Consider the following 20,435-nt stretch of genomic DNA (forward strand, 5'->3'; position numbering starts at 1 on the left):
AAAGATTTACCGTGTAAGCATCCCGAATTCCCGGAACTTTTAGGATCTCAGCCAGTATCCCTTCTGGTAGAGGGTCAACGATTTTAGATTTTAGATTTTAGATTTTAGATTGGCCCAGGGGAACTGGAGACTGGGAACTGGGGAGTGAGGAAGGAGGATTGGCTAATAGAAAAATTCCCGCTTTCAGGCCAATGACCAATAACCAATTACCCATTACCAATTATCAGCCCTGGCATCCAAAATCTAAACTCCTAAATCCGTCAAAGATTTACCGTGTAAGCATCCCGAATTCCCGGAACTTTTAGGATCTCAGCCAGTATCCCTTCTGGTAGAGGGTCATCGAGGCTCAAAACCATCACCGCATCGCCTCGCACGATTTTACGGCCTACCTGCATACTGGCAATATTGACATTAAAACTGCCCAATTGGGAACCAATTTTGCCAATAATCCCCGGCATATCGCGGTGCAGGGTAAACAGCATATGGTGAGTGGGGGAAACGTTGACCGGGAAATCGTCAACGCTGGTAATCCGAATTTCGCTTTCGCCGAGCACAGCACCCGTGACTGTGTGTTCGCCGAGGGTTCCCTTAGCCGAGAGGTGCAGGGAGCCGGTGTAGTCGCGAATTGAGGCGTCTCTGGTTTCGACGACGCGAATTCCGCGTTCTTTGGCTTCAATGCTGGCGTTGACGTAGTTAACGCGCTCTCGCAGGGCTTGGGAGAGTAGGCCTTTGAGGGCGGCAACGACTACGGGCTGGCTTTGGTTGCTGGCCAATTCGCCTTGCAGTTGAACGTTGAGATAATCGACTCGGCCTCCGGCTAGCTGGCTGACGAGGTTGCCTAGGGTTTCGGCGAGTTGCAGGTAGGGTTTGAGTTTTTCGATCGAGTCTGGGTAAATTCCTGGTATGTTGACAGCCGATCGCGCGGGCAGCCCCAACAGCACGTCGCGAATTTGTTCAGCAACATCGATCGCCACATTTACCTGAGCTTCCGCTGTGGAAGCTCCCAAGTGGGGCGTCAGCACGATGTTCTGGCCGACACTCCGCAACGGGGAATCGGCTTGCAGCGGCTCGTGTTCGTAAACGTCCAAAGCTGCGCCGGCGATCTTGCCTTCTTTGATGGCTTCTGCGAGGGCTGCTTCGTCGATGATGCCGCCTCTGGCGCAGTTTATGATGCGGGCCGTGGGCTTCATTTTCGACAGCACTTCAGCGTTAATTAAGTGCAGGGTTTCCGGCGTTTTGGGGATGTGCAGGGTGATGTAGTCGGATTCGCGCATCAGCAGTTCGAGTTCTACCAAGCGGCAGCCCAACTGATCGGCTCTTTCGGTCGAAATGAAGGGATCGTAGGCCAGCAGTTTCATGCCCATTGCTTTGGCTGCGGCGGCGAGGTGGGAGCCGATTTTGCCCAAACCGACGATGCCGAGGGTTTTTTTGTAAACTTCTACGCCCAGAAAGCGGTTGCGTTCCCATTTACCCCCTTTGACGGATTCGTTAGCTTCCGGGATGTGGCGGGACATCGAGAGCATCATGGCGAGGGCGTGTTCGGCGGCGGCGATCGTGTTGCCTTCGGGGGAATTGACGACTACAATTCCTTTGCGGGTAGCGGCGGGTACATCGACATTATCTACGCCGACGCCGGCTCTGCCGATAATTTTAAGTGAATTCCCGGCTTCTATGATTTCTTTGGTAACTTGGGTGCCAGAACGGATCATTAAAGCGTCGTAATCTGGAATAATTTTTACCAGTTGTTCGGCTGAGAGTCCTGTGTTTACGTCAACTTGCGCGACTTGGGAGAGGATGTCAATTCCGGCTTGGTCGATCGGATCGGATACTAGAACTTTAGGCATAGCAAGCAATTGAGTGCAATAGTAAAAATAGACCGAGCGTTGGCGAGCTCAAAGTTGAGACTTACACTTAGAGCAGTATCTAACAGCTCAGCTCAAGCTTGCCTTTGTGCAGTTTGAATTGTATCTGTATTCGGTCAAGGTCGGCCGTTTTTTGCATGAAATATTTTAGCTTTGCGGGCGATCGGACTTTACGACCCTGTTAAAATCCTCCAACTGCTTAGCTAGTATGTCTTTTCGGTCTACAATAGACTTTGGCTATTCAAGCCTAACTATCAGGAATTGTTTTCTAGTCAGTAACTCAGGGCTAAAGCCACTGAGCTTGTAAGAGCAATCAAAGCAAGCTGTACTGACCAGCCTCAGTCTTAACTGACTACGTTATTTAGGTCATGACACCCTGGGATGCGAAGCTAGTCCCCCGCTCTGTCGCTGGTGGTTAAACAGTTTTAAAGTCACTGAAACAGTGCTGCCAGCCTAACAAGCCTTTATAACATTGGCGAGGCTAACTTTACCCCGCAAGGGAGTTGAGGCAACCATACCTCAAAAAATCGGAGAGGTTGTATTAAATTCCCTCTGTGCCCCGTAAGGGGAATTAAGGCGATTGAAATCGCCTGGTCGTTTTCCACTAGCGGGCTAAAGCCACGCTCGTTTCCCACTTACCGAGTATTTTTTATGAATTATCTTATCGCTGTACTGCCCGATCGAATTCAAGCCGAAGCTGCCTACTGTGCTCTCGAAAAAGAAGGCTTGCCCATGAAGCAAGTGAGTATTTTGGGCCGCGGCTACAAAACTGCTGATGAATTTGGCTTGATCGACCCGAACCAGCAAGCGAAGAAACAAGCTAAACTCATGGCTATTTGGCTGATTCCCTTTGGCTTTATTGCTGGGGTTACTTTCAGCTTGATTACTCAGTTGAAGACTTTTGCCTGGGCGGGGGAAATTGGCGATCACGCGATCGGCGGCGTACTCGGTGCGATCGCCGCTGCGATGGGCAGTGTGTTTGTTGGAGGCGCCGGCGGTATGGCTTTTGGTAGTGGCGATGCTTTGCCCTACCGCAACCGTTTGAATGCCGGTAAATTTTTGATTGCGGTTAAGGGTACTGATGATTTGACTGGGAAAGCTGCGAAGATTTTGCAGCAGTTTAAACCGGAAAATATCCAAGGTTATACAGAGACTTAGTTATTTGTTTGTTAACAGTTGACTGTTGACTGTTGACTGTTGACTGTTGACATTCAACTCGTGTAATATTTGGAGGCAGTTATGGAATCACAAACTATCCCCCTAGATTCTCCCCTAGAATTAACGCTGGAATTAACTGACGAGCAGTTTTTTCAGTTGTGTATTGACAACCGGGATTTAAGATTTGAACGGACTGCTAGTGGAGGATTGATTATTATGCCACCTACGGGTAGCGAAACTGGTAATTTCAACATTGACTTATCCTATCAACTTCAATCTTGGAGCAGACAAAATAAGCATTTGGGAATTGCTTTTGATTCTTCAACTGGATTTAAGCTGCCCGACGGTACAGATATTTCTCCCGATGCTGCTTGGATTCGGCGCGACAGGTGGGATGCTTTAACTGCTGAAGAAAAAAAGAAATTTGCGCCGATTTGTCCCGATTTTGTGGTGGAATTGCGTTCGACTACTGACTCGCTAGAAAAATTGCGGGCTAAAATGAAAGTATATGTGAAAAATGGAGCGAGGTTGGGATGGTTGCTCGATCGCAAAAATAGAAAAGTAGAAATCTCCCGTCAAGGTTCAGATGTGGAAATTTTAGACTCGCCTGCAACTCTGTCCGGTGAAGATGTACTACCCGGTTTTGTGTTGGATTTAACTGATATTTTCTAAATTTGTAATAGACCTCTTGCAAAAATAATTAGGACGGGCAAGATGCCCATCCCACAAAATTTATTTTTTCTTGTGGGATGGGCATATTGCCCGTCCTATCAATTGATGAAAAGGATTTTTTGCAAGAGGTCTAATAAGACTCGGCGGTTGAAACTGCATCTATCAAGTCCAAACCCGCAGAGGGTGGTTAAAGAGGACTCGGCGGTTGAAACCGCGTCTACACAAGCAAAACCCGCCGACGCGGGTTAAATATAGCGCGGTAAAATTACGTTATTCTCTTTAGTCTGCGGATGCGGACATCGTTTGTATAGCAGCGGTTTCAACCGCCGTCTTATCTTTTCCCACTCATTCATGATATGATAGGCTGCCAAAGGTTGCGTTTGGTATAACCTATGAAAATCCTCCACGGGACTTGGATTCCTCAAACAGAAGAGAGTTTTGTTCAAGGTGGAACTTTTTGTCTTTGGGTTGAAACCACTGAAAAGAAAAAACAGCCTGCTAAGGTTCATCCCCGACAATTGGAGACGGCACAGTTAAGAGAGTTTCTAACGAAAGAAGCCGGGATTCAACTGTCAGCAGTCAGCAATACAAGTGCGATGGGGCGAGAATACGCGATCGTCCCTCGGTATTTTTTACTTCCCACTGCCGACAACCAGCCTTTGCCCTCTTTAGAACTTGCGCGATATTTAGAGACAGAGTTACCCGAAACATTTGAGTTGGAGTATTGGGAAGTTGATTGTGTGTCCATCGCCACCCACACTTTGACTAAAGTATTGAACGATCTGCATTTTTTTGCCCTCTACGATTTAGCAGAAGTTCAGTTTGGTTCAGACTTGCTATTTTGGTATCACTACACCCAAAGTTTTAAGCAAATTGTTCTGAAAGATCATTATATTCCGGCGTTGCGCTATCGAGAAACTGCTCCGATCGCGATCGCACCTATCGAAACATCCGAACCCGCTGAGAAAGCCACGCGCGGGCGTAAGAAAGCGGGCGAGACAAAAACCAAAACAACTGCAAAAACTCCAAAAACACCTGCCAAAATTGAACCCAGCTTTGAGATTTATCCGGGATGGGAAATTGTTTCAACACAGTACGAAACTGATTTACAACGCTATGTTGAATGGATGCCTTTAGTTTGTGTGTCCGGTTTTCGGAAGATCCAGCTACAAGATACACCAAAGTTCTACGATCGCGAACGGTTGCTGCGGCATTTTTCCGAGTGTGCGATCGCGGAAATTGTCACTCAAACCCCTATCCCAGCATCGTTTGAAAATAAGATTGCGGATTCTTTACTCCAAATCTGCCTCAACCAAACACGAAAAATCGCGCGAGTAAGCCTTGAACAATACCGGCAATGGCAAACCTGGCGCGATCGCATTACGCGCAATCAATCTGCTGACTCATTCTCCCTCTGCTTTCAACTACAATCCCCCGAAAACCCCGAACAGCCTTGGGTTTTAGAGTTTCAGGTGGCTGCGAAAAAAGACCCATCTCTGCGGCTGCCGTTGCAGGATTATTGGCGATCGCGATCGACTCAACAAAAACAGTTGCAAACACAATTCGGAGACAACTTTGAGCAACATTTGCTGACAAATCTCGGCTACGCTGCCCGCATTTATCCCCAACTTTGGCAAGGGCTAGAAACCGACCAACCTGCTAACATTACCCTCAGCTTAGATGATGCTTTCACCTTTCTCAGCGAGTCCGCTTGGGTATTAGAAGATGCCGGATATAAAGTGATTGTCCCCGCTTGGTGGACGCCGAAGGGACGACAGCGGGCAAAGATTCGCCTGCAAGTCAAAGGGAAGGGCAGCAAAAGCGCTGCAATCAAGGGCAAAGGATTGTTTTCGGCGGATTCCTTGGTGGAATATCAATATGAATTGGCGATCGGGGGTGAACGGGTTAGCGAACAAGAATGGCAGGCGTTAGTAAATAGCAAAACACCGCTGGTGCAGTTCCGAGGACAATGGATGGAACTGGACAAAGATAAAATGCAGGAGATGCTGAGTTTTTGGCAAAAACATCGCGAAGAGAATCCCGATGTCAGCTTGATTGACTTTATGAAGTTGACGGCAGAAGGAGAAGCTAGTGAAGAGTTAGAGGTGGAGCGCGATCGGGCTTTATCGGATATGTTGGAGAAGCTGAACGATAAGAGTCGGTTAGAGTTAATTGCAGATCCGGCAAAGTTTCATGGCAAGTTACGGGATTACCAAAAGCGCGGCGTTTCTTGGTTGAGTTATTTGGAAAGTTTGGGATTAAATGGCTGTCTTGCCGATGATATGGGTTTGGGTAAATCGGCGCAGGTAATTGCTCGATTATTGCAAGAGCGGGAAGTTTTATCTATTACAAAAGAGACAGAAAAAGAGACAGAAAAAGCGATCGCACCTTCGGTTCTACCCACGCTGCTAATTGCGCCCACATCCGTAGTTGGTAACTGGCAAAAGGAAATGGAAAAATTTGCTCCAGAATTGCGATCGCTGATTCACCACGGCCCTCAACGTTTGCAAGATGCCAAAGCATTTAAAGCCGCCGTCCAAGGTTGCGATATGTTGATTACTTCCTTTACCTTGGTGCGAAAAGATGAGAAGCTGTTGAGCAGCGTAGCGTGGCATCGCGTGGTAATTGATGAAGCCCAGAATATTAAAAATCCCAAAGCGGCGCAAACCAAGGCGATTTTAAAGTTACCCGCTACCCATCGACTAGCATTGACGGGAACACCGGTGGAAAATCGATTGCTGGATTTATGGTCAATTTTTAATTTCCTCAATCCCGGATATTTGGGTAAAGAGGCGCAGTTTCGGAAGTTGTTTGAATTACCGATTCAAAAACATGGGAGTCGCACGCAATCTGCAGCGCTCAAAAAATTAGTAGAACCTTTTATCCTGCGCCGTCTGAAAACCGATAAGTCGATTATTCAGGATCTCCCCGACAAAGTGGAGCAAAAGCTCTACTGCAATCTCACCCGCGAGCAAGCTTCGCTTTATGAAGCGATCGTCAAAGAGGTAGAACAAGAAATTGACGCGGCGGAAGGGATGAAGCGCAAGGGGATGATTTTGGCGACACTGCTGAAGCTGAAGCAAATTTGTAACCATCCGCGCCAGTTTTTGCAAGATGAAAGTGAGTTTACACCAGAGCGATCGCACAAACTGGAACGGCTGATCGAGATGATTGAGGAAGTCAAAGCAGAAGGCGAAAGTTTATTGGTATTTACGCAGTTTACAGAACTGGGAAGCGCGTTGGAAAAATATATTAAACAAACGCTACATTACAACACTTACTACATCCACGGGGGAACCAGTCGCGAAAAACGGGAACGGATGATTTCAGAGTTTCAAGATCCAGAGTCTGAACCTTCGGTATTTATTTTGTCACTGAAGGCGGGCGGCGTGGGAATTACGCTGACAAAAGCCAATCACGTGTTCCATTTCGATCGCTGGTGGAATCCGGCGGTGGAAGATCAGGCGACGGATCGGGCGTTTCGGATCGGACAGCAAAAAAATGTGTTTGTGCATAAGTTTGTGGCGATTGGCACTTTGGAAGAAAAGATTGACCAAATGATTGAGGACAAAAAGAAATTGGCAGGGTCAATTATTGGTGCTGATGAGTCGTGGTTGACTGAGTTGGATAATGAGGCATTTAAGAAATTAATTAGGCTCAATAAAAATGCAGTTTTAGATTAGGAGAAACAACATAAGAGAGGGAGAGGGGGAGAGGGGGAGAGAGGGAGAGGATTTTTGATTGTCATCGAAATATACAATTTAAATGCAGAACAGCTTATGTCACAATTTACTCGGACTTGGTGGGGCAATAAATTTATCGATGCGTTAGAAAGATTTACTGATTCTGGGCGACTCGGGCGGGGACGTGCCTATGCACGAAACGGCAAGGTAAAAAGCTTTGGCATGAATGATGGGTTAGTGATGGCACAGGTGAGAGGCTCGGTTAATCCTTATTTTGGGGTTTATAAGGAGCCTCTGTACACAACTCAAATTGAGTTTGAGCCAATTAGTCAGGAAAAGTGGCAAATGGCGATCGCCCAAATGGCATCGAAAGCCAGCTTCCTTTCTCGGCTGCTGCTAAACGAAATGCCCGACAATATTGAAAAGGCTTTTGCACCCCTCGGATTGCACCTTTTACCCAGCAGCCGCGAGGACTTTAAAACCACTTGCTCTTGCCCAGACTATAGCAATCCCTGCAAACATATTGCCGGAGTTTATTATTTGGTGGCGGCCGAATTGGACAAAGATCCATTTTTGCTGTTTGAATTACGGGGGCTTTCTAAGGAAGTGCTGCACCGCGAATTGGCAAAAACGCCTTTGGGCTTGGCGCTTTCTGCCGAGTTAACGGCTGATGCAGCGACCCCTGTGGCGGTGGATTCCTATTACACGCAGGCGATCGCCAGTGAGGCGCAAACGGTCAGCCTGAAAGAGTTTTGGCATGGTGCGAAGCGATTGCCGCAGACGATTGAGGTGGCAGCGCCAAGTGGGGTAAGTGCGATCGTGGTGAAGAAACAGGGAGATTTTCCACAGTTTTGGCACAAGGATGGTTCGTTTATTGAGGCGATGGAAGAACTGTATTTGCGGGTGAAGAAGAATAAGTAGTTGGGTGGACAATTTTGCTGCCATACTCTATCGAGCTCTTGCAAAAACTTAAACTCGAAGACTTCATAGATTTGGTACAATAATCGTGCTCATCATATCAGCTTTACCAGCAACTAAAATCATACGATCGTTATTTGATGATTTTAGACTATAATTAAAGTAGTGCGACTGTTAAAAAAGTAGACTTTTTAGTTACAGCAAGCTTTGGCAATTTCAAATTAGAATCTAAAATTGACTGATGTTACAAAGAGAAGAACTGTTAAAAGGCATCGAAAACCGCGAATGTGTCGCGCGGGCGATCGACCAAGCGGAACAAGCAATTAAAACTTGGGAAGTTACTCTGACTGATTTTCTGTCGCCTCCAGAATTGGCGGACACTCTGACGGTATTTAAGCGCTTAACTGACGTGGAATTAGTGGCTTGGGGCGGCTACCCGCAAGCTGAAAGACAAAGAATTGCGATCGCGCGATCGGATATCCCGATCGACTCTGCTAGCGTTAACGTTGCTGCGGTAGAAATCGCTGGCAATTTCTTGTTCGATACAGCTTCTCACCGCGACTTTTTGGGGGCGATGTTGGGTACGGGAATTGTCCGGGAGAAAACCGGCGATGTGATTGTTTTGGGAGAACGCGGCGCGCAAGCCATTGTCATGCCTGAGATGGTAGAGTATTTGGAGATGAGTTTGCAACAAGTGCGATCGGTTCCTGTACAAACGCGCCGCATTGAGTTGAGCGAACTCAAAATTAGAGAACCCAAAAAGAAAGAAATGACAACGGTTGAAGCATCCATGAGATTGGATGCTGTCGCCTCGGCTGGATTCGCAATGTCTCGCAGCAAAATGGCCGATTTAATTGGCAGCGGTGACGTGCGAGTTAACTGGAAAGACGTTACTCAAGCTAGTTATAATGTCAAGTCGGGAGATTTAATTGCTGTTACGGGCAAGGGAAGATTGGAAATTGGGGAAGTTGCTGTTACCAAGAAGGAACGCTATCGAGTCCAGTTAACTCGATATTTGTAATTCTGGGAATTGGTATAACTCATATTTTGCACCACTGCCAATAAGTTTCCAAAGGCCGGCGGGACGCCCAACCCCTACTCCCCACAATACCTAATTTTTTTAGTGGCACAGGCATCTTGCCTGTTCTCAAACAGGTTCTTGAGAATGGTGCAATATCTCAATTTCAACCGACTTTCGCTATTAGCCCGTAATATCATGTCCGGGCGGCCTTTCCTGCAAAAAATTAACGCCGAAACACCTTTTCTACCAACTTCACCAAAAGTTCTCGCGGCATCAATCGAGGCATATTTACGATGATTTGATTGGGAATTCCTCCTGTGACAACATTAGACTCATTTTTGTCTAAAGCTTTCAAAGCATCTCGCACTACTTCCGCAGCAGGAACGAGTTTTTGTCCGCTGCTGGATGCTAGAGCTTTTGGAAATTCAGCTACTGCAAAAAAGTCCGATTCTGTCGGCCCTGGACAAAGGCACAAAACGCCAATTCCTAAATCTTTGTTTTCCGCCCAAAGCGCCTCGCTGAAACTTAAAACAAAAGCTTTAGTCGCTGCATACATCGACAAGTACGGCATCGGTTGAAAAGCTGCGATCGAGGCAACATTGATAATACTTCCTGATTTTCGCTGCCGCATTCCCTGCAAAAATAAGTGCGAGAGTTCAACTAATGCTACAATATTTAGTTGCACCATTGTTAGTTGTTTGCCAAGCGGGCGATCGGCAAAAGCACCGTAATCGCCAAAACCCGCATTGTTCACCAACAAATCAACCGTCCAACCTTTTTTAACAACCGCGTCAAATACAGCATTTGTGGCTCCTGGTGCGGTCAAATCTTGAACGATAATTTCGACCAAAATATTGAATTCCTGTTGCAGTTGAGCAGCTAGCTGTTGCAATTTGTCTTCGGAACGAGCTACCAAGATTAGATTGTGCTGGCGTTTGGCTAATTCGGCGGCAAAGGCTGCACCAATTCCGCCAGAAGCACCGGTGATTAAAGCAGTGGGCATGAACTTAATTCGGATTATTTGATATAAACTTTATATATTTTAACAATTATTTTGACTGAAACCTGTAAAATAATTAAAAGGGAATAGGTGAGTTTTATGGCGCGTCTTACCGATCGAGCTTTTGAAATTTTGCGGGCAGAAGTTGACAAGTGCGCGGCGGCTGATAGTCTAGGCGGTGATGTCTACCGACGGATGGTACTCAAGCGGTTGGAGAAGTTACGATCGCAAAATGGCACTTTCGCCTCAAAAGAAGAAATCCGCGATACCTTCAAAGACGAATTTCCCAACTTCAGCGAAAAAGCTCTCACAGCAGCCGTCAAAGCCAACCGCCCGCCCGGATTGTTCAGTAAAATCATCTTTGCTGGGAGTTTGTTGGGAAGTGCAGCGGGGATAATTTGGCTGATTAACCTACCTTTTCCCCTGATTCGCTTGCCCGTGGCGAAAACAATGCCGATATTATTGCTGCCGAGTTTTAGGAGTATGGATCACAATTACCGGCAGGCGATCGCCCTTGTGGAACAATCCGATCAACTGGTGAATAAAGCCACTGCTGTCGCTGATTTTGACTTGGGCGAAATTAAAGCAAAAGAGGCTCAAAAACACCTCGACGCCTTACCGGTGTGGTTCCTCGGCTACTATCCACAAACTTACTGCAAATTTTTCCGCTGCCGTTGGCGGTTTACAGTCGATGAATTTGAAGCCGCCCGCAAAAAGGTCGGGCGGATGGAGGCTCAGATTTTCCAGCAAAAAAATGCTTTTACTCAGTTAAATCAAGTCGAACAAACTCTCAACGCGGCGAAACAGCAGTATCAGCAAGCAAAAACGGCTGCGGATAGACAAAAAGCGACGGTAAATTGGCAAAGTGCGATCGACCTACTCAATCAAATTCCCGCCGACACCCTCGCGGGAGAAAGGGCTCAGCAGAAACTCCAAGCTGCAGAGAGAGATTTTAAAGCAATGGGCGGTGTAGCCACCGGATCGGTGCGTGCGGACAACTTAATCGAAGCAGCAAAAGAATTTGCCTTAACTGCCGCCGTCGCATCCCAGAAACCGCCCCATTCAGCAGAAAGTTGGCAAAAAATAGCAGATTTGTGGCAAGCTGCCATTGAGAGACTCAGCCAAATTACATTTGATAATCCGGGCTATCTTGACGCTCAAACAAAACTAGCTGAATATCAAAATAATTTAGGCACTACAAAGATTCGACTGACAGCAGAGAGAGAGTCAGTGGAAGCTTTGAACCAGGCTAAGAGCTTGTTTGCTTCCTTGCAAAATAATGTAAATTCTCCCCGTCAAAATCCCGGTTACGCCCTCGGCCACTTGCAAGAAATTATCAATCAATTAGAATCCGTCAAACCAGGCACAACGGTTTATCCCGAATCCCAAAAATGGCTGCAATCTGCTCGCAAGAAACAGCAAGAATGGCAAAAAAATTAGCAGTTGACTGTTGACTGTTGACTGTTGACTGTTGACTAAGGAATGAGAATTAAATAACTTACAATGCGTGATGGTTCTTGTGGGATGGGCGTCCCGCCCGTCCAGAAAGGGCGGGCTATAAGCCCAACCCCTACTCCCCACTTTCAAGAGTGTAAATTATTTAATTCGCGATCCTAATGACTCATATCATGTCCGATCGATTAACCATAATATCCTGGTCGGGGCGGGTTTTTGAGATTGTCAATTATTCGCAGGTATTGTTGGTAAACCCGCCCCTACAAAAATCGATCTCGCTCGACCGGACATAATATGACTAATGACTAATGCCAACAACCAACTGCCAACTGCCAACTGACTACTAACAAATTACCAATTCGGGTCAACATACAGATTAATTGTCACTTGCTTTTTCCCCGAAGGGATGCCGGAAATACAAGCACAAATCGTATCTCCGCCATCAATTTCTACTTCGCAAGCGTGACAAGAACCCATGAGGCAGCCAGTAGGAATAGAAACCCCTGCACGTTTGGCTACATCTAGCAAAAGCTCTCCTGGTTCAGCTTCAACTGTCACATTATCTGGTAAAAAACAAACTTTTGTCATTGAATTTGAACCTCAACTATAACAAACAACTGTCAACTGTCAACTGTCAACTGTCAACAGTTAACTAATTAACCTAAAATATGCTTTATATCTAAATGCTTTTCCACAGTATCTGCTAGAGAGTCTAACAGAGTTTCGCGGTGTTCACGGTAATTAGGAATACCTGTAGGCAATGCACGGAGTCCCCGCTGCTGCCGCAAGTGATTTAACCAAGCTCGCCGCCAAGCCCCGTTGTCAAAGATGCCGTGCAGGTATGTGCCCCAAATTGATTGAGAAGTATTGACAATGCCTAAACTAGCATCGTCAAATAGCGGTTGAGTCAAATCTGACTCTAGGATTTGCGTTTTTCCTTGATGAATTTCGTAACCGGAAACTGGTAAACCCGGTTGAGGATAGTTAGATGTTACGATTCGTTGGCGGGCAATTTTGTTCGGTGCCATCGCAGTTTTTAAAGGTAGCAACCCTAATCCTGGAAATTCTCCCTTTTCTCCCTCAATGCCTTCTTTATCGGTGATACTTTCTCCCAGCATCTGAAACCCACCACAAACTCCCATGACTGTACCGCCAGCTACTAAATAATTTTGAATAGCTTTTGCCATACCTGTTTGGCGCAGCACGTGCAAATCGGAAATTGTAGTTTTAGAGCCTGGTAAAATCACGGCGTCTGGATGGCCTAAATGGTCTTTTGGGCTGACATATTTGACGGTGACGCTAGTTTCCGACTCCAGGGGGTCAAAGTCGGTAAAATTGGAAATTCGGGGCAGGCGGATGACCGAAATATTTATGTCGGTTTGAGAATTGGGAGAACGCCGATCGAGCAAATCGAGAGAATCTTCTGAGGGAAACACTTCGTCTATCCAAGGAATCACCCCAACTACCGGGATTCCCGTCCTTTCTTCTAGCCAAGTTAAACCCGGATCTAAGATCGATTTTTGTCCTCGGAACTTATTAATAATGAATCCTTTAATTAAAGCTCGTTCGTCGGGATCGAGCAATTCCAAAGTACCGATGATGTGAGCAAAAGCACCGCCGCGATCGATGTCAACTACTAGCAAAGTTCGAGCCTTTAAATATTTAGCTACCCGCATATTTGTTAAATCGCGGTGTTTGAGATTAATCTCAGCAGGGCTGCCGGCTCCCTCACACACAATCATGTCAAATTCTTGCTTGAGAAATTCTAAAGAGTCCCGAATAGCTTGCCAGCCGATATCGAAATACTGCTCGTAATATTGAGATGCTCGCACATTGGCGATCGCCCTGCCCTTGACAATCAATTGAGAAGTCATGTCTCCTTGTGGCTTGAGCAAAATCGGATTCATCTCTACCCAAGGTGCGACGCCCGCAGCCCAAGCTTGCACTGCTTGAGCGTAACCAATCTCTCCGCCGGCCGCTGTGACATAGGAATTCAGCGCCATATTCTGACCTTTAAACGGAGTTACCCGCCAGCCTCGCCGAGAAAAGATTCGACACAAAGCTGCCACGAGTAAAGATTTCCCTGCGTGAGATGTTGTTCCCACGACCATAATTGCTTTCATAATATTAAAAGAGAAGGAAGAAGGAAGTTCGGCAACGGATTCTGTAACGGATGTAACGGATGTAACGGATATAACGGATGTAACGGATGTCAGGAAGAAGGAAGAAGGAAGAAGGAAGAAGTAAAAAGTAAAAAGTAAAAAGTAATAAGGCAGAAGGCAGAAGGCAGAATCAAAAAAATTCTGGTTTCTACCTTTTGCTTTTTGGCTCAAGATGACGGCTTATCTTCGCCGGATACATTCTCAGACTTGGATTCAGTGGTTGGTTTAGCAGTTTCGACTAGATTCTGATCGGGGGGATTCGGGGGACTCAATTCAGTTGGTTCTGCCTCAGAAGAGAGTTCTTCACCTGTAGATTCGATCGAGATCACTGATACTGAAACCGTTTCCACCTGCACGCTCAACCCAGGTTCTCCCGGTATTTCTATCTCTACAGGCGCTGCCATTTCCACCACAGTCATTTCTATAGATACAGCAGGGGCTTCTGCTTCCGTTACGTCTGCTGCTGCTTCCGGTTCACCAACCGCAGCCAGCGGTGTCTGGGTTTCCAGAGATACAGCAGGGGCTTCTGCTTCCGGTTCACCAACCGCAGCCAGAGGTGTCTGGGTGTCAGCGGACGATCGCTCTTCGATCGTCCCGTCCCCTATTTTGTCAGAACTCGCGGTTTCTGTAGCCATCAACTCGGCCATTGCTTCAACATCGTTGGGAAAAGGCACTCCAAGGCTTGTTTCCACAACAGTCTTGCTGGTTTCGGCTGCAACTTCCGCAGCCGCCTGGGCTAATTCGGATTCCAGAATTTGGTCAATACCCGGTGCACGAGTTGCCGTTATTTTAGATTCCGGTGCGATCGATTCTGGAGTCACTGAGGGTTTTGGCGTCTGGGGAGTTGCATCAGACTTGTTTTTACCCGTACCTCTTCCCAACATACCGCCGAGACTATTTTTGATATTGTCGAACAGACTTCCGAAACCGCCGGATTTTTTAGCTGGTTTAGGAGGAGTTGGAGTTGGGGCCGCCGCCGCTGCCGCTGCCGCCTGCGACTCTTTAACGGCTGTCCTCCATTCTGTTTCCTCGTCAAAATCATCGACTTCTGGCTGCTGTTGAGGCTCTGGCTGAGCCTCTACTGGCTCCACACTTGGCGCAACGGCAATTTCTGAAATTTCTAGAGGTAGAGGTAGAGGAGTGAAGCTGCTGGCTAATTCTGCTGGGGTTGGTGAAGTCTCAGCAGCAGGAGTTTCGACTGAAAACACTGGTATTTCGGCAATTGCAGGTGGTTTTGAGTCGGGAATTTTCAAGTCAGGGGCGATCGCACTTTCGGCCGTTAGCTCGTCGATCGAACTTTCAGCAATACTTTCAGCTATGGGGGAAATCGCCGGTTTTTCCTCTAGCTTTACCTCGCCCTTATCCACAGTGGGTGCTGGAACCACATCAGTTTTCGGTTTGGGCGATCGAACAAACTTAGGTTTTTTCGCTGCGGGCTCTTGTTTCTTGGCAAACAAGCCAGTAAACGGCACGCCTGCTGCAGCCAAATTCGCCGACTGAGGAATCGGCGTTTGCTCAGCAATCGGCGTCACCTGCCGGCGCAAAGTGAGAGTTTCCCAGGCAAACCAGCCCAACATCGCCACGCCCGCCATTTGACCAAGCAGGAGAGCACCAGTAATTCGTCCCGCACAAGCCCATAAAATTAACGCATAAAAAAGCCCTACCCCGCTCCACGTAAAATCACTTTTGCGGTGAACTTCTGGAAAAAAGAAGGCCGCCATGTAAATACTGAAGCTGCCTAGACCGACCGCCAACGCCAGAATGTATGCAAGCATATTGTCGGTACCTCCGCTGTGTCAAATAACTTCTACGCGCTAATTCTACCTTTGAGAGAGACTCAACGGCTTCTTTCTCAAGGACAATTCTCGATTTGGGGGGAATTTTGCCAACGAACCAGTGTAAGGAATTTAACACCTTCAACGGATATTGACGCCAGAAGTGCGAGGAAAGATTTCCCACTCTCCCCCACTTCCCTAGGGCCCATCACCCCCTATCCCCATCACCCCCTTCTCAGTGGTGATAGATGTCACTTAAACTATGCCCGTGCGATCGCACCAAGCGACTGAGGATGTTTATATGTTGGAGGTGTAAGAGGAATTATGCCCTAGGGCATATGTATGGGAGACAATGCCATGTTAGAAAAAGTATTATTGGCGGCCGGCTTAACCTTATCGCTTCACATATTTCCCGGACTAAGCACTTCCGCGAAATTACCGAAAAATTTGGTATTGCGATCGAGCGATCGCCCGGCTCAAACCCAGAAACTTCCTGTCGTTGCAGTACCTGCGGGCATCAAGCCCAATGTCCAATCCTAATGATAGGTGCCAGATCATACGTGCAAGGGCGCTCAAACTTAGGCAGAGCCTTTCTAATATTTTTTTCGAGCTGTCCTCTTTTCTATGTGGCTGTTCACAAATCATCAGTTTGTAGTCAGGGCTTTAGTCCTCATTAATATCACCTAATAAGGACTAAAGCCCTTACTACAAACCGTAGACCAATAATTAGTAGTAGATCGAACATTAATTCCCATAAAATACTCAACAAATCTCAACATCAGGCTGTCTTATAAAGACATTCAAACCTTAAAAAACTTGGGAAACCTTGAATAAAGGCTCAAAATAGATATATGATTTCAGATTGAGCTCAAAGCTAATAAGCACATTGACTATTAAATCAAGGAGAGTAAAAATGGGACTTAGCGATATTCTATTGAATGAAAACAACAGAGAAACTTTTGTGAATGACTGTGTGAAGTTGATAGACAAACAAGTTGCTGCAGCGTCAGGATTGGGTGGCATGGCTCTTAAAGCTGCCTACTCTACTGTCAAGGGGATACGGGCTGACTATTGCGCCCAAGTCGTCGATCAACTTCTGCCAGAAATCTCGATCGCACTCGATCCGATGTGGACTGAAGCCGTAAACAATGGCAACCCAGTAGAATATCTAGCCCAAAGAAAAGGTGAAGTAGCAGACGAATTGCTCCAGATAAGTGACAAAAGGGTCGAGAAAAGCACAAGATCGATGGTTAAAGGCGCCTATGGCAAACTCCGCCCCTCAGCTAAGACTTATGTAGAAAAGGGAGTACCGGATTTAGCCGAAATTATTAATAAACATAGTGCGGCCTGAGAAGTGAGCAACGGCTAAAAAACAGAATACCCAGATACCCGGCTTCTTGCAGAAATCGGGTATCTAAAATCCGACTTATTCGTAAGTTTGTAGTTAGGAGCGAGAGTCATAATTTTATGCTTATCCATTGCCAATTACCCACTGATTGGCAGCCAATATTTTCCACATCGCCTGTCCGGTAATTCCCAACCCCAAAAACATTACAAACATCGCACTAAGCGTCGGCAGAAATTTAACTGCTGTTATCTGTTTTGGCAGTTTATCAAAATTTCGTTTTGCATAAACTAAGATTAACCCGATCGCACTCAGCACTAAAGCCAATCCCAAACTAAACGCTACCACTAACATCATTCCCAAACCAACATTGCCCAAAGCCGACGCGCTCAACAGCATCACCAAAGCCGAAGGACAAGGCAACAAACCGCCGGAAATTCCCAAGGCCAATAAGCTTTTCCAAGTAATAGCAGAACCGTCCGCACCGGGGGGCAAATGCGAGTGAATACGGCCGTCTCCGTGATGGTGGTAGTCGTGAGATATAGCTGGTTTTACAGGTGTAAATTCTCTCTCCCAACTTCCTCTATTTAAAAGGTTTACTGGTTCCTCACGGTTTATATTAAGGAGTTCCGTCCTTAAAAACCAGTTTTTATTAAAAAATTTATTCTTAATTTTTTTGATAAATTCAGTTTTCACCACTAATACCAATTTTAAAAAAGAATGCAACAGTATTCTTGTTCCCCCCCTTTGCAAGGGGGGGCTAGGGGGGGTCGAAGAGTGTTGCACGATTTTAGATAAATGGTATAACCTAGTCTTGATTTTTTCTAAGAGTAAATTTAGCCCGATGAAGGCTACTAATAAACCAGAGATTAAACTCAGCCAAGGATCTAATTTTTCTGGATCAATTAAGTTAGAAGCAAACAAAGTAATTCCGCCCACCGCAAACACGCCTGCAGTGTGAGTAATTGTAGTGGTCGCTGCTAGAAATAAAGCGTGTATAGGAGTAGCCCGCGAACCCACTAAATAAGCGCCGACTATGGTTTTTCCGTGTCCGGGCGACATCGCGTGCACGCATCCCCAAGCAAATGCTCCCGCTACTGCTAGCAGCAAACTCCAACCTGAATCCCAGATAGATTCCTTTCCTGCTAACAAAAAGTCGCGGTTTTGCGGCGTAAACACAAAGCTTTTTACAGCACCGGCTTGCACAATCGTAGCTTGACAGCTAGCTGTCGGAACTCCGGGCAAAAACAGATTGTAATTAATCCGAAAATTAGGTTTGGAGATGGAAATTGCATCAGGTAAAGCGGGAGTTTTATCTTGAGAAGGTGCGGGCCAGGTGTAGTGTAAAATTAAGGTGCTGTGGGTATTGGGCTGCTGGATAACACTGGTGCTTTTAGCTGCTATTTCTAGCGGGTTTACTGCTACGGAGCCTTGAATGTTGCTGCTGTTGGTGATGCGAATTTGTTGGCTGAAAAACTTTTCTAGTTGTGTTTGGTGGCTGCGAACTTCAGCAGGTTGTAGCTGGCTGTCTCGATTGTCGTCGGCGAAGTTTGTTAAGCCTGTTGGGAAAGTTAATGTTACTTCGGTTTGCAAATCGTTGACTACTATTTCTGCTACGGATAAGTCTGACCAGTGCGAGTAAACGGGCATGGTTGAGGTTGTTAGTAACAAGGAAAGTGTCAGGAAAAATAGGATAAATAATTTTGAAACTCGGTTTAGTTTGTATTGCATAAGTATATCCTTTTAAGAGTTTTTTCGTCGGGTGGGGGCGGGTTTATTTAAATTGTCTATATCCCATAAGATTATTGGTGAACCCGCCCCTACGGCTCAAAATTCATAACTTCCCAAACCTAATGCTTGGCGAGATCGATCGTCAAAAGTCGGATCAATTTCCTTGGACTTTTGAAAATAAGCGCGAGATTCAGCATCCTTACCTAAAGTCCGGGCGATCGCACCAGCCCGGTAAAACATCCCCGCATCCCGAATCCCCGATCGCACTATTTCGGCCATCACTCGATCGGCCTTTTGCCATTCCCCAGCAGCGGAAAGCGCCCAAGCTAAAGTATCCAGCGTCACCGCATCCCGGCGAATTTTCACCTCATCCTGCATTAACGCCAGCGCTTCCGCGACATCCTGCGATCGACCTTTTTCCAGCAGCAAACTTGCCAAATCGCGCCGGTGTCCAAAACCGCTAGATCCAGAAACCTGTTCCTGTCGCAGCCCCGCTTCTGCTTTGTCACGAAGTCGTCGGGATTCGATCGCATCTCCCTGCAAATCCTTCACCCTCGCCATACCGCGATCGACAATGCGATCGAACACAGTCTCAACCCCGCCAGAATACGCAGAAACCTTGCTGTAATAGCCTTCCGCCTCCCGATAATTGCCCTGGCGCGTCTCCAAATCCGCCAAATAAATCAGCGCCAGCGGGTATCGCGGCACCAACCGCAGCGCCTCCAAAAACAGTGCTTTCGCCTGCACAAACTGCCCGCGACGCGCGTAAAACCGCCCCAAGAGCGATCGGGCCCGCGCCGAACCCCCAACCTCTCCCGGTTCCTCTGCCGCCATTGCTTGCCGGTAATCCTGCAAAACCTCAGCATCTCGGCCCTGAGACTCTCTCACTAAAGCTCTCAAAGTGAGAGAACCCAAGTTAGGAACCCGGTTAACTAAGGCTTCGGCGGCTGCATTTGCCTCACTCACTTTACCCATCGCTAAGTGAGATGTAACTTTCAGGGCGATCGCATCTTCATTGTCAGAACCCACCTGCTTAGCAAAGCGTAAAGCAGTAGCAAAATCGTGTCTGGCCTCGGCAATTCGAGCTAAAACTAACAGCGCACCTTTGTTGTCAAAAGGCAAATCGGCGATCGACCTTTGAGCCGCTTGTTCTGCCAATAAAAACCAACCTCCCTCCCCAGTAGCGCGAGCCATTTTTAAATAAGAACCTGCCAGTGACGCCCGGTTCAAACCGCTACGGGAATCAACGGCCAATCGCTGCTGGTAAAAAGCTATTTCTTGCTGAATTGCTTCCTTTTGATTGGGATTATTTCTCAAACTTTCCGAGAAATGATAGCGGTAATTAGCATCGAGATTTTTGGGACTTTTGTTGGAAAATTTTTCTGAAACAAAACGCAAATTAGGAGGTAAATTTACTACTACCATCCCAACTAACGGAACTACTATCAGCAGCCACCACGAGAAAATATCCGATTTTATTTCCAGTTTAGTTTTAGTTTTCATACATCCGCGTTCATCTGCGTTAATCCGCCTTCATCTGCGGTCAAAAAAAGCCTTTTCTATTGTGGTAAGGTGCGTCGCCATCTATAATCTGCAAGTTTCATTAAAAATCTCATAGCGACGCACCCTACATTCATAGAGCTGACTACCATC

15 protein-coding genes are annotated in these 20,435 nt (G+C 46.7%); 8 read left to right on the forward strand and 7 right to left on the reverse strand.

What is annotated here, in order from left to right:
* Positions 1–260 precede the first annotated feature (260 nt).
* A complete protein-coding gene (serA, locus tag QUB11_RS19285) occupies positions 261–1,844 on the reverse strand; it encodes a phosphoglycerate dehydrogenase (RefSeq protein WP_333391402.1) in 1,584 nt (527 codons plus the stop codon).
* Between the two features lie 669 nt (positions 1,845–2,513).
* Here serA and QUB11_RS19290 point away from each other — a divergent pair.
* From QUB11_RS19290 to QUB11_RS19310, 5 genes are all read left to right on the forward strand, one after another.
* A complete protein-coding gene (locus QUB11_RS19290; RefSeq protein WP_333206267.1) occupies positions 2,514–3,020 on the forward strand; it encodes a hypothetical protein in 507 nt (168 codons plus the stop codon).
* Positions 3,021–3,101: 81 nt separating this feature from the next.
* Entirely contained in the window at positions 3,102–3,692 is a 591-nt protein-coding gene (locus tag QUB11_RS19295; RefSeq protein WP_333206265.1) for a Uma2 family endonuclease, read from the forward strand.
* A 392-nt stretch (positions 3,693–4,084) separates the two neighbouring features.
* Positions 4,085–7,375, forward strand: coding sequence for a DEAD/DEAH box helicase (locus QUB11_RS19300; protein ID WP_333206263.1), 3,291 nt, complete (start codon positions 4,085–4,087; stop codon positions 7,373–7,375).
* 96 nt (positions 7,376–7,471) lie between these two features.
* Entirely contained in the window at positions 7,472–8,296 is an 825-nt protein-coding gene (locus QUB11_RS19305; protein WP_333206262.1) for an SWIM zinc finger family protein, read from the forward strand.
* A gap of 238 nt (positions 8,297–8,534) precedes the next feature.
* On the forward strand, positions 8,535–9,314 hold the full coding sequence (locus QUB11_RS19310) for a photosystem II S4 domain protein (protein WP_333057868.1): 780 nt from the start codon (positions 8,535–8,537) through the stop codon (positions 9,312–9,314).
* A gap of 223 nt (positions 9,315–9,537) precedes the next feature.
* Here the strand turns inward: QUB11_RS19310 and QUB11_RS19315 are convergent, their stop codons facing one another.
* Positions 9,538–10,317 carry an SDR family oxidoreductase gene (locus QUB11_RS19315; protein ID WP_333206260.1) on the reverse strand — a complete coding sequence of 260 codons (780 nt, stop codon included), beginning with the start codon at positions 10,315–10,317 and terminating at the stop codon, positions 9,538–9,540.
* A 96-nt stretch (positions 10,318–10,413) separates the two neighbouring features.
* Here QUB11_RS19315 and QUB11_RS19320 point away from each other — a divergent pair, with 96 nt between their 5' ends.
* Positions 10,414–11,754 (forward strand): hypothetical protein, encoded by a 1,341-nt coding sequence (locus QUB11_RS19320; protein ID WP_333391405.1) that lies wholly within the window; start codon positions 10,414–10,416, stop codon positions 11,752–11,754.
* A 366-nt stretch (positions 11,755–12,120) separates the two neighbouring features.
* Here the strand turns inward: QUB11_RS19320 and QUB11_RS19325 are convergent, their stop codons facing one another.
* The 3 genes from QUB11_RS19325 to QUB11_RS19335 all read right to left on the reverse strand — a co-directional run bounded on the left by QUB11_RS19325 (position 12,121) and on the right by QUB11_RS19335 (position 15,706).
* Positions 12,121–12,357, reverse strand: a complete 237-nt coding sequence (locus QUB11_RS19325; RefSeq protein WP_333239004.1) for a 2Fe-2S iron-sulfur cluster binding domain-containing protein — start codon at positions 12,355–12,357, stop codon at positions 12,121–12,123.
* Positions 12,358–12,425: 68 nt separating this feature from the next.
* A complete protein-coding gene (cobQ, locus tag QUB11_RS19330) occupies positions 12,426–13,892 on the reverse strand; it encodes a cobyric acid synthase CobQ (RefSeq protein ID WP_333391407.1) in 1,467 nt (488 codons plus the stop codon).
* A gap of 206 nt (positions 13,893–14,098) precedes the next feature.
* Positions 14,099–15,706, reverse strand: coding sequence for a Ycf66 family protein (locus tag QUB11_RS19335; protein WP_333391409.1), 1,608 nt, complete (start codon positions 15,704–15,706; stop codon positions 14,099–14,101).
* Between the two features lie 357 nt (positions 15,707–16,063).
* On the opposite strand from QUB11_RS19335, the gene QUB11_RS19340 reads away from it, so the two are divergent.
* Positions 16,064–16,246, forward strand: coding sequence for a hypothetical protein (locus QUB11_RS19340; protein ID WP_333206253.1), 183 nt, complete (start codon positions 16,064–16,066; stop codon positions 16,244–16,246).
* A gap of 373 nt (positions 16,247–16,619) precedes the next feature.
* Positions 16,620–17,057 carry a DUF6918 family protein gene (locus QUB11_RS19345; protein WP_333206251.1) on the forward strand — a complete coding sequence of 146 codons (438 nt, stop codon included), beginning with the start codon at positions 16,620–16,622 and terminating at the stop codon, positions 17,055–17,057.
* A 120-nt stretch (positions 17,058–17,177) separates the two neighbouring features.
* Here QUB11_RS19345 and QUB11_RS19350 read toward each other — a convergent pair whose 3' ends face one another.
* Entirely contained in the window at positions 17,178–18,782 is a 1,605-nt protein-coding gene (locus QUB11_RS19350) for a HoxN/HupN/NixA family nickel/cobalt transporter (RefSeq protein ID WP_333391410.1), read from the reverse strand.
* Positions 18,783–18,878: 96 nt separating this feature from the next.
* Positions 18,879–20,285 (reverse strand): tetratricopeptide repeat protein, encoded by a 1,407-nt coding sequence (locus tag QUB11_RS19355; protein ID WP_333391411.1) that lies wholly within the window; start codon positions 20,283–20,285, stop codon positions 18,879–18,881.
* Positions 20,286–20,435: the final 150 nt, after the last annotated feature.

The sequence above is a fragment of the Microcoleus sp. B6-A1 genome, from assembly GCF_036705085.1.
GTDB lineage: Bacteria > Cyanobacteriota > Cyanobacteriia > Cyanobacteriales > Microcoleaceae > Microcoleus.

Bases quoted from the DNA above. Each gene is read 5' to 3' on its own strand.
- serA (WP_333391402.1), bottom strand. From the start codon at position 1,844: ATGCCTAAAGTTCTAGTATCCGATCCGATCGACCAAGCCGGAATTGAC.
- QUB11_RS19290 (WP_333206267.1), top strand. From the start codon at position 2,514: ATGAATTATCTTATCGCTGTACTGCCCGATCGAATTCAAGCCGAAGCT.
- QUB11_RS19295 (WP_333206265.1), top strand. From the start codon at position 3,102: ATGGAATCACAAACTATCCCCCTAGATTCTCCCCTAGAATTAACGCTG.
- QUB11_RS19300 (WP_333206263.1), top strand. From the start codon at position 4,085: ATGAAAATCCTCCACGGGACTTGGATTCCTCAAACAGAAGAGAGTTTT.
- QUB11_RS19305 (WP_333206262.1), top strand. From the start codon at position 7,472: ATGTCACAATTTACTCGGACTTGGTGGGGCAATAAATTTATCGATGCG.
- QUB11_RS19310 (WP_333057868.1), top strand. From the start codon at position 8,535: ATGTTACAAAGAGAAGAACTGTTAAAAGGCATCGAAAACCGCGAATGT.
- QUB11_RS19315 (WP_333206260.1), bottom strand. From the start codon at position 10,317: ATGCCCACTGCTTTAATCACCGGTGCTTCTGGCGGAATTGGTGCAGCC.
- QUB11_RS19320 (WP_333391405.1), top strand. From the start codon at position 10,414: ATGGCGCGTCTTACCGATCGAGCTTTTGAAATTTTGCGGGCAGAAGTT.
- QUB11_RS19325 (WP_333239004.1), bottom strand. From the start codon at position 12,357: ATGACAAAAGTTTGTTTTTTACCAGATAATGTGACAGTTGAAGCTGAA.
- cobQ (WP_333391407.1), bottom strand. From the start codon at position 13,892: ATGAAAGCAATTATGGTCGTGGGAACAACATCTCACGCAGGGAAATCT.
- QUB11_RS19335 (WP_333391409.1), bottom strand. From the start codon at position 15,706: ATGCTTGCATACATTCTGGCGTTGGCGGTCGGTCTAGGCAGCTTCAGT.
- QUB11_RS19340 (WP_333206253.1), top strand. From the start codon at position 16,064: ATGTTAGAAAAAGTATTATTGGCGGCCGGCTTAACCTTATCGCTTCAC.
- QUB11_RS19345 (WP_333206251.1), top strand. From the start codon at position 16,620: ATGGGACTTAGCGATATTCTATTGAATGAAAACAACAGAGAAACTTTT.
- QUB11_RS19350 (WP_333391410.1), bottom strand. From the start codon at position 18,782: ATGCAATACAAACTAAACCGAGTTTCAAAATTATTTATCCTATTTTTC.
- QUB11_RS19355 (WP_333391411.1), bottom strand. From the start codon at position 20,285: ATGAAAACTAAAACTAAACTGGAAATAAAATCGGATATTTTCTCGTGG.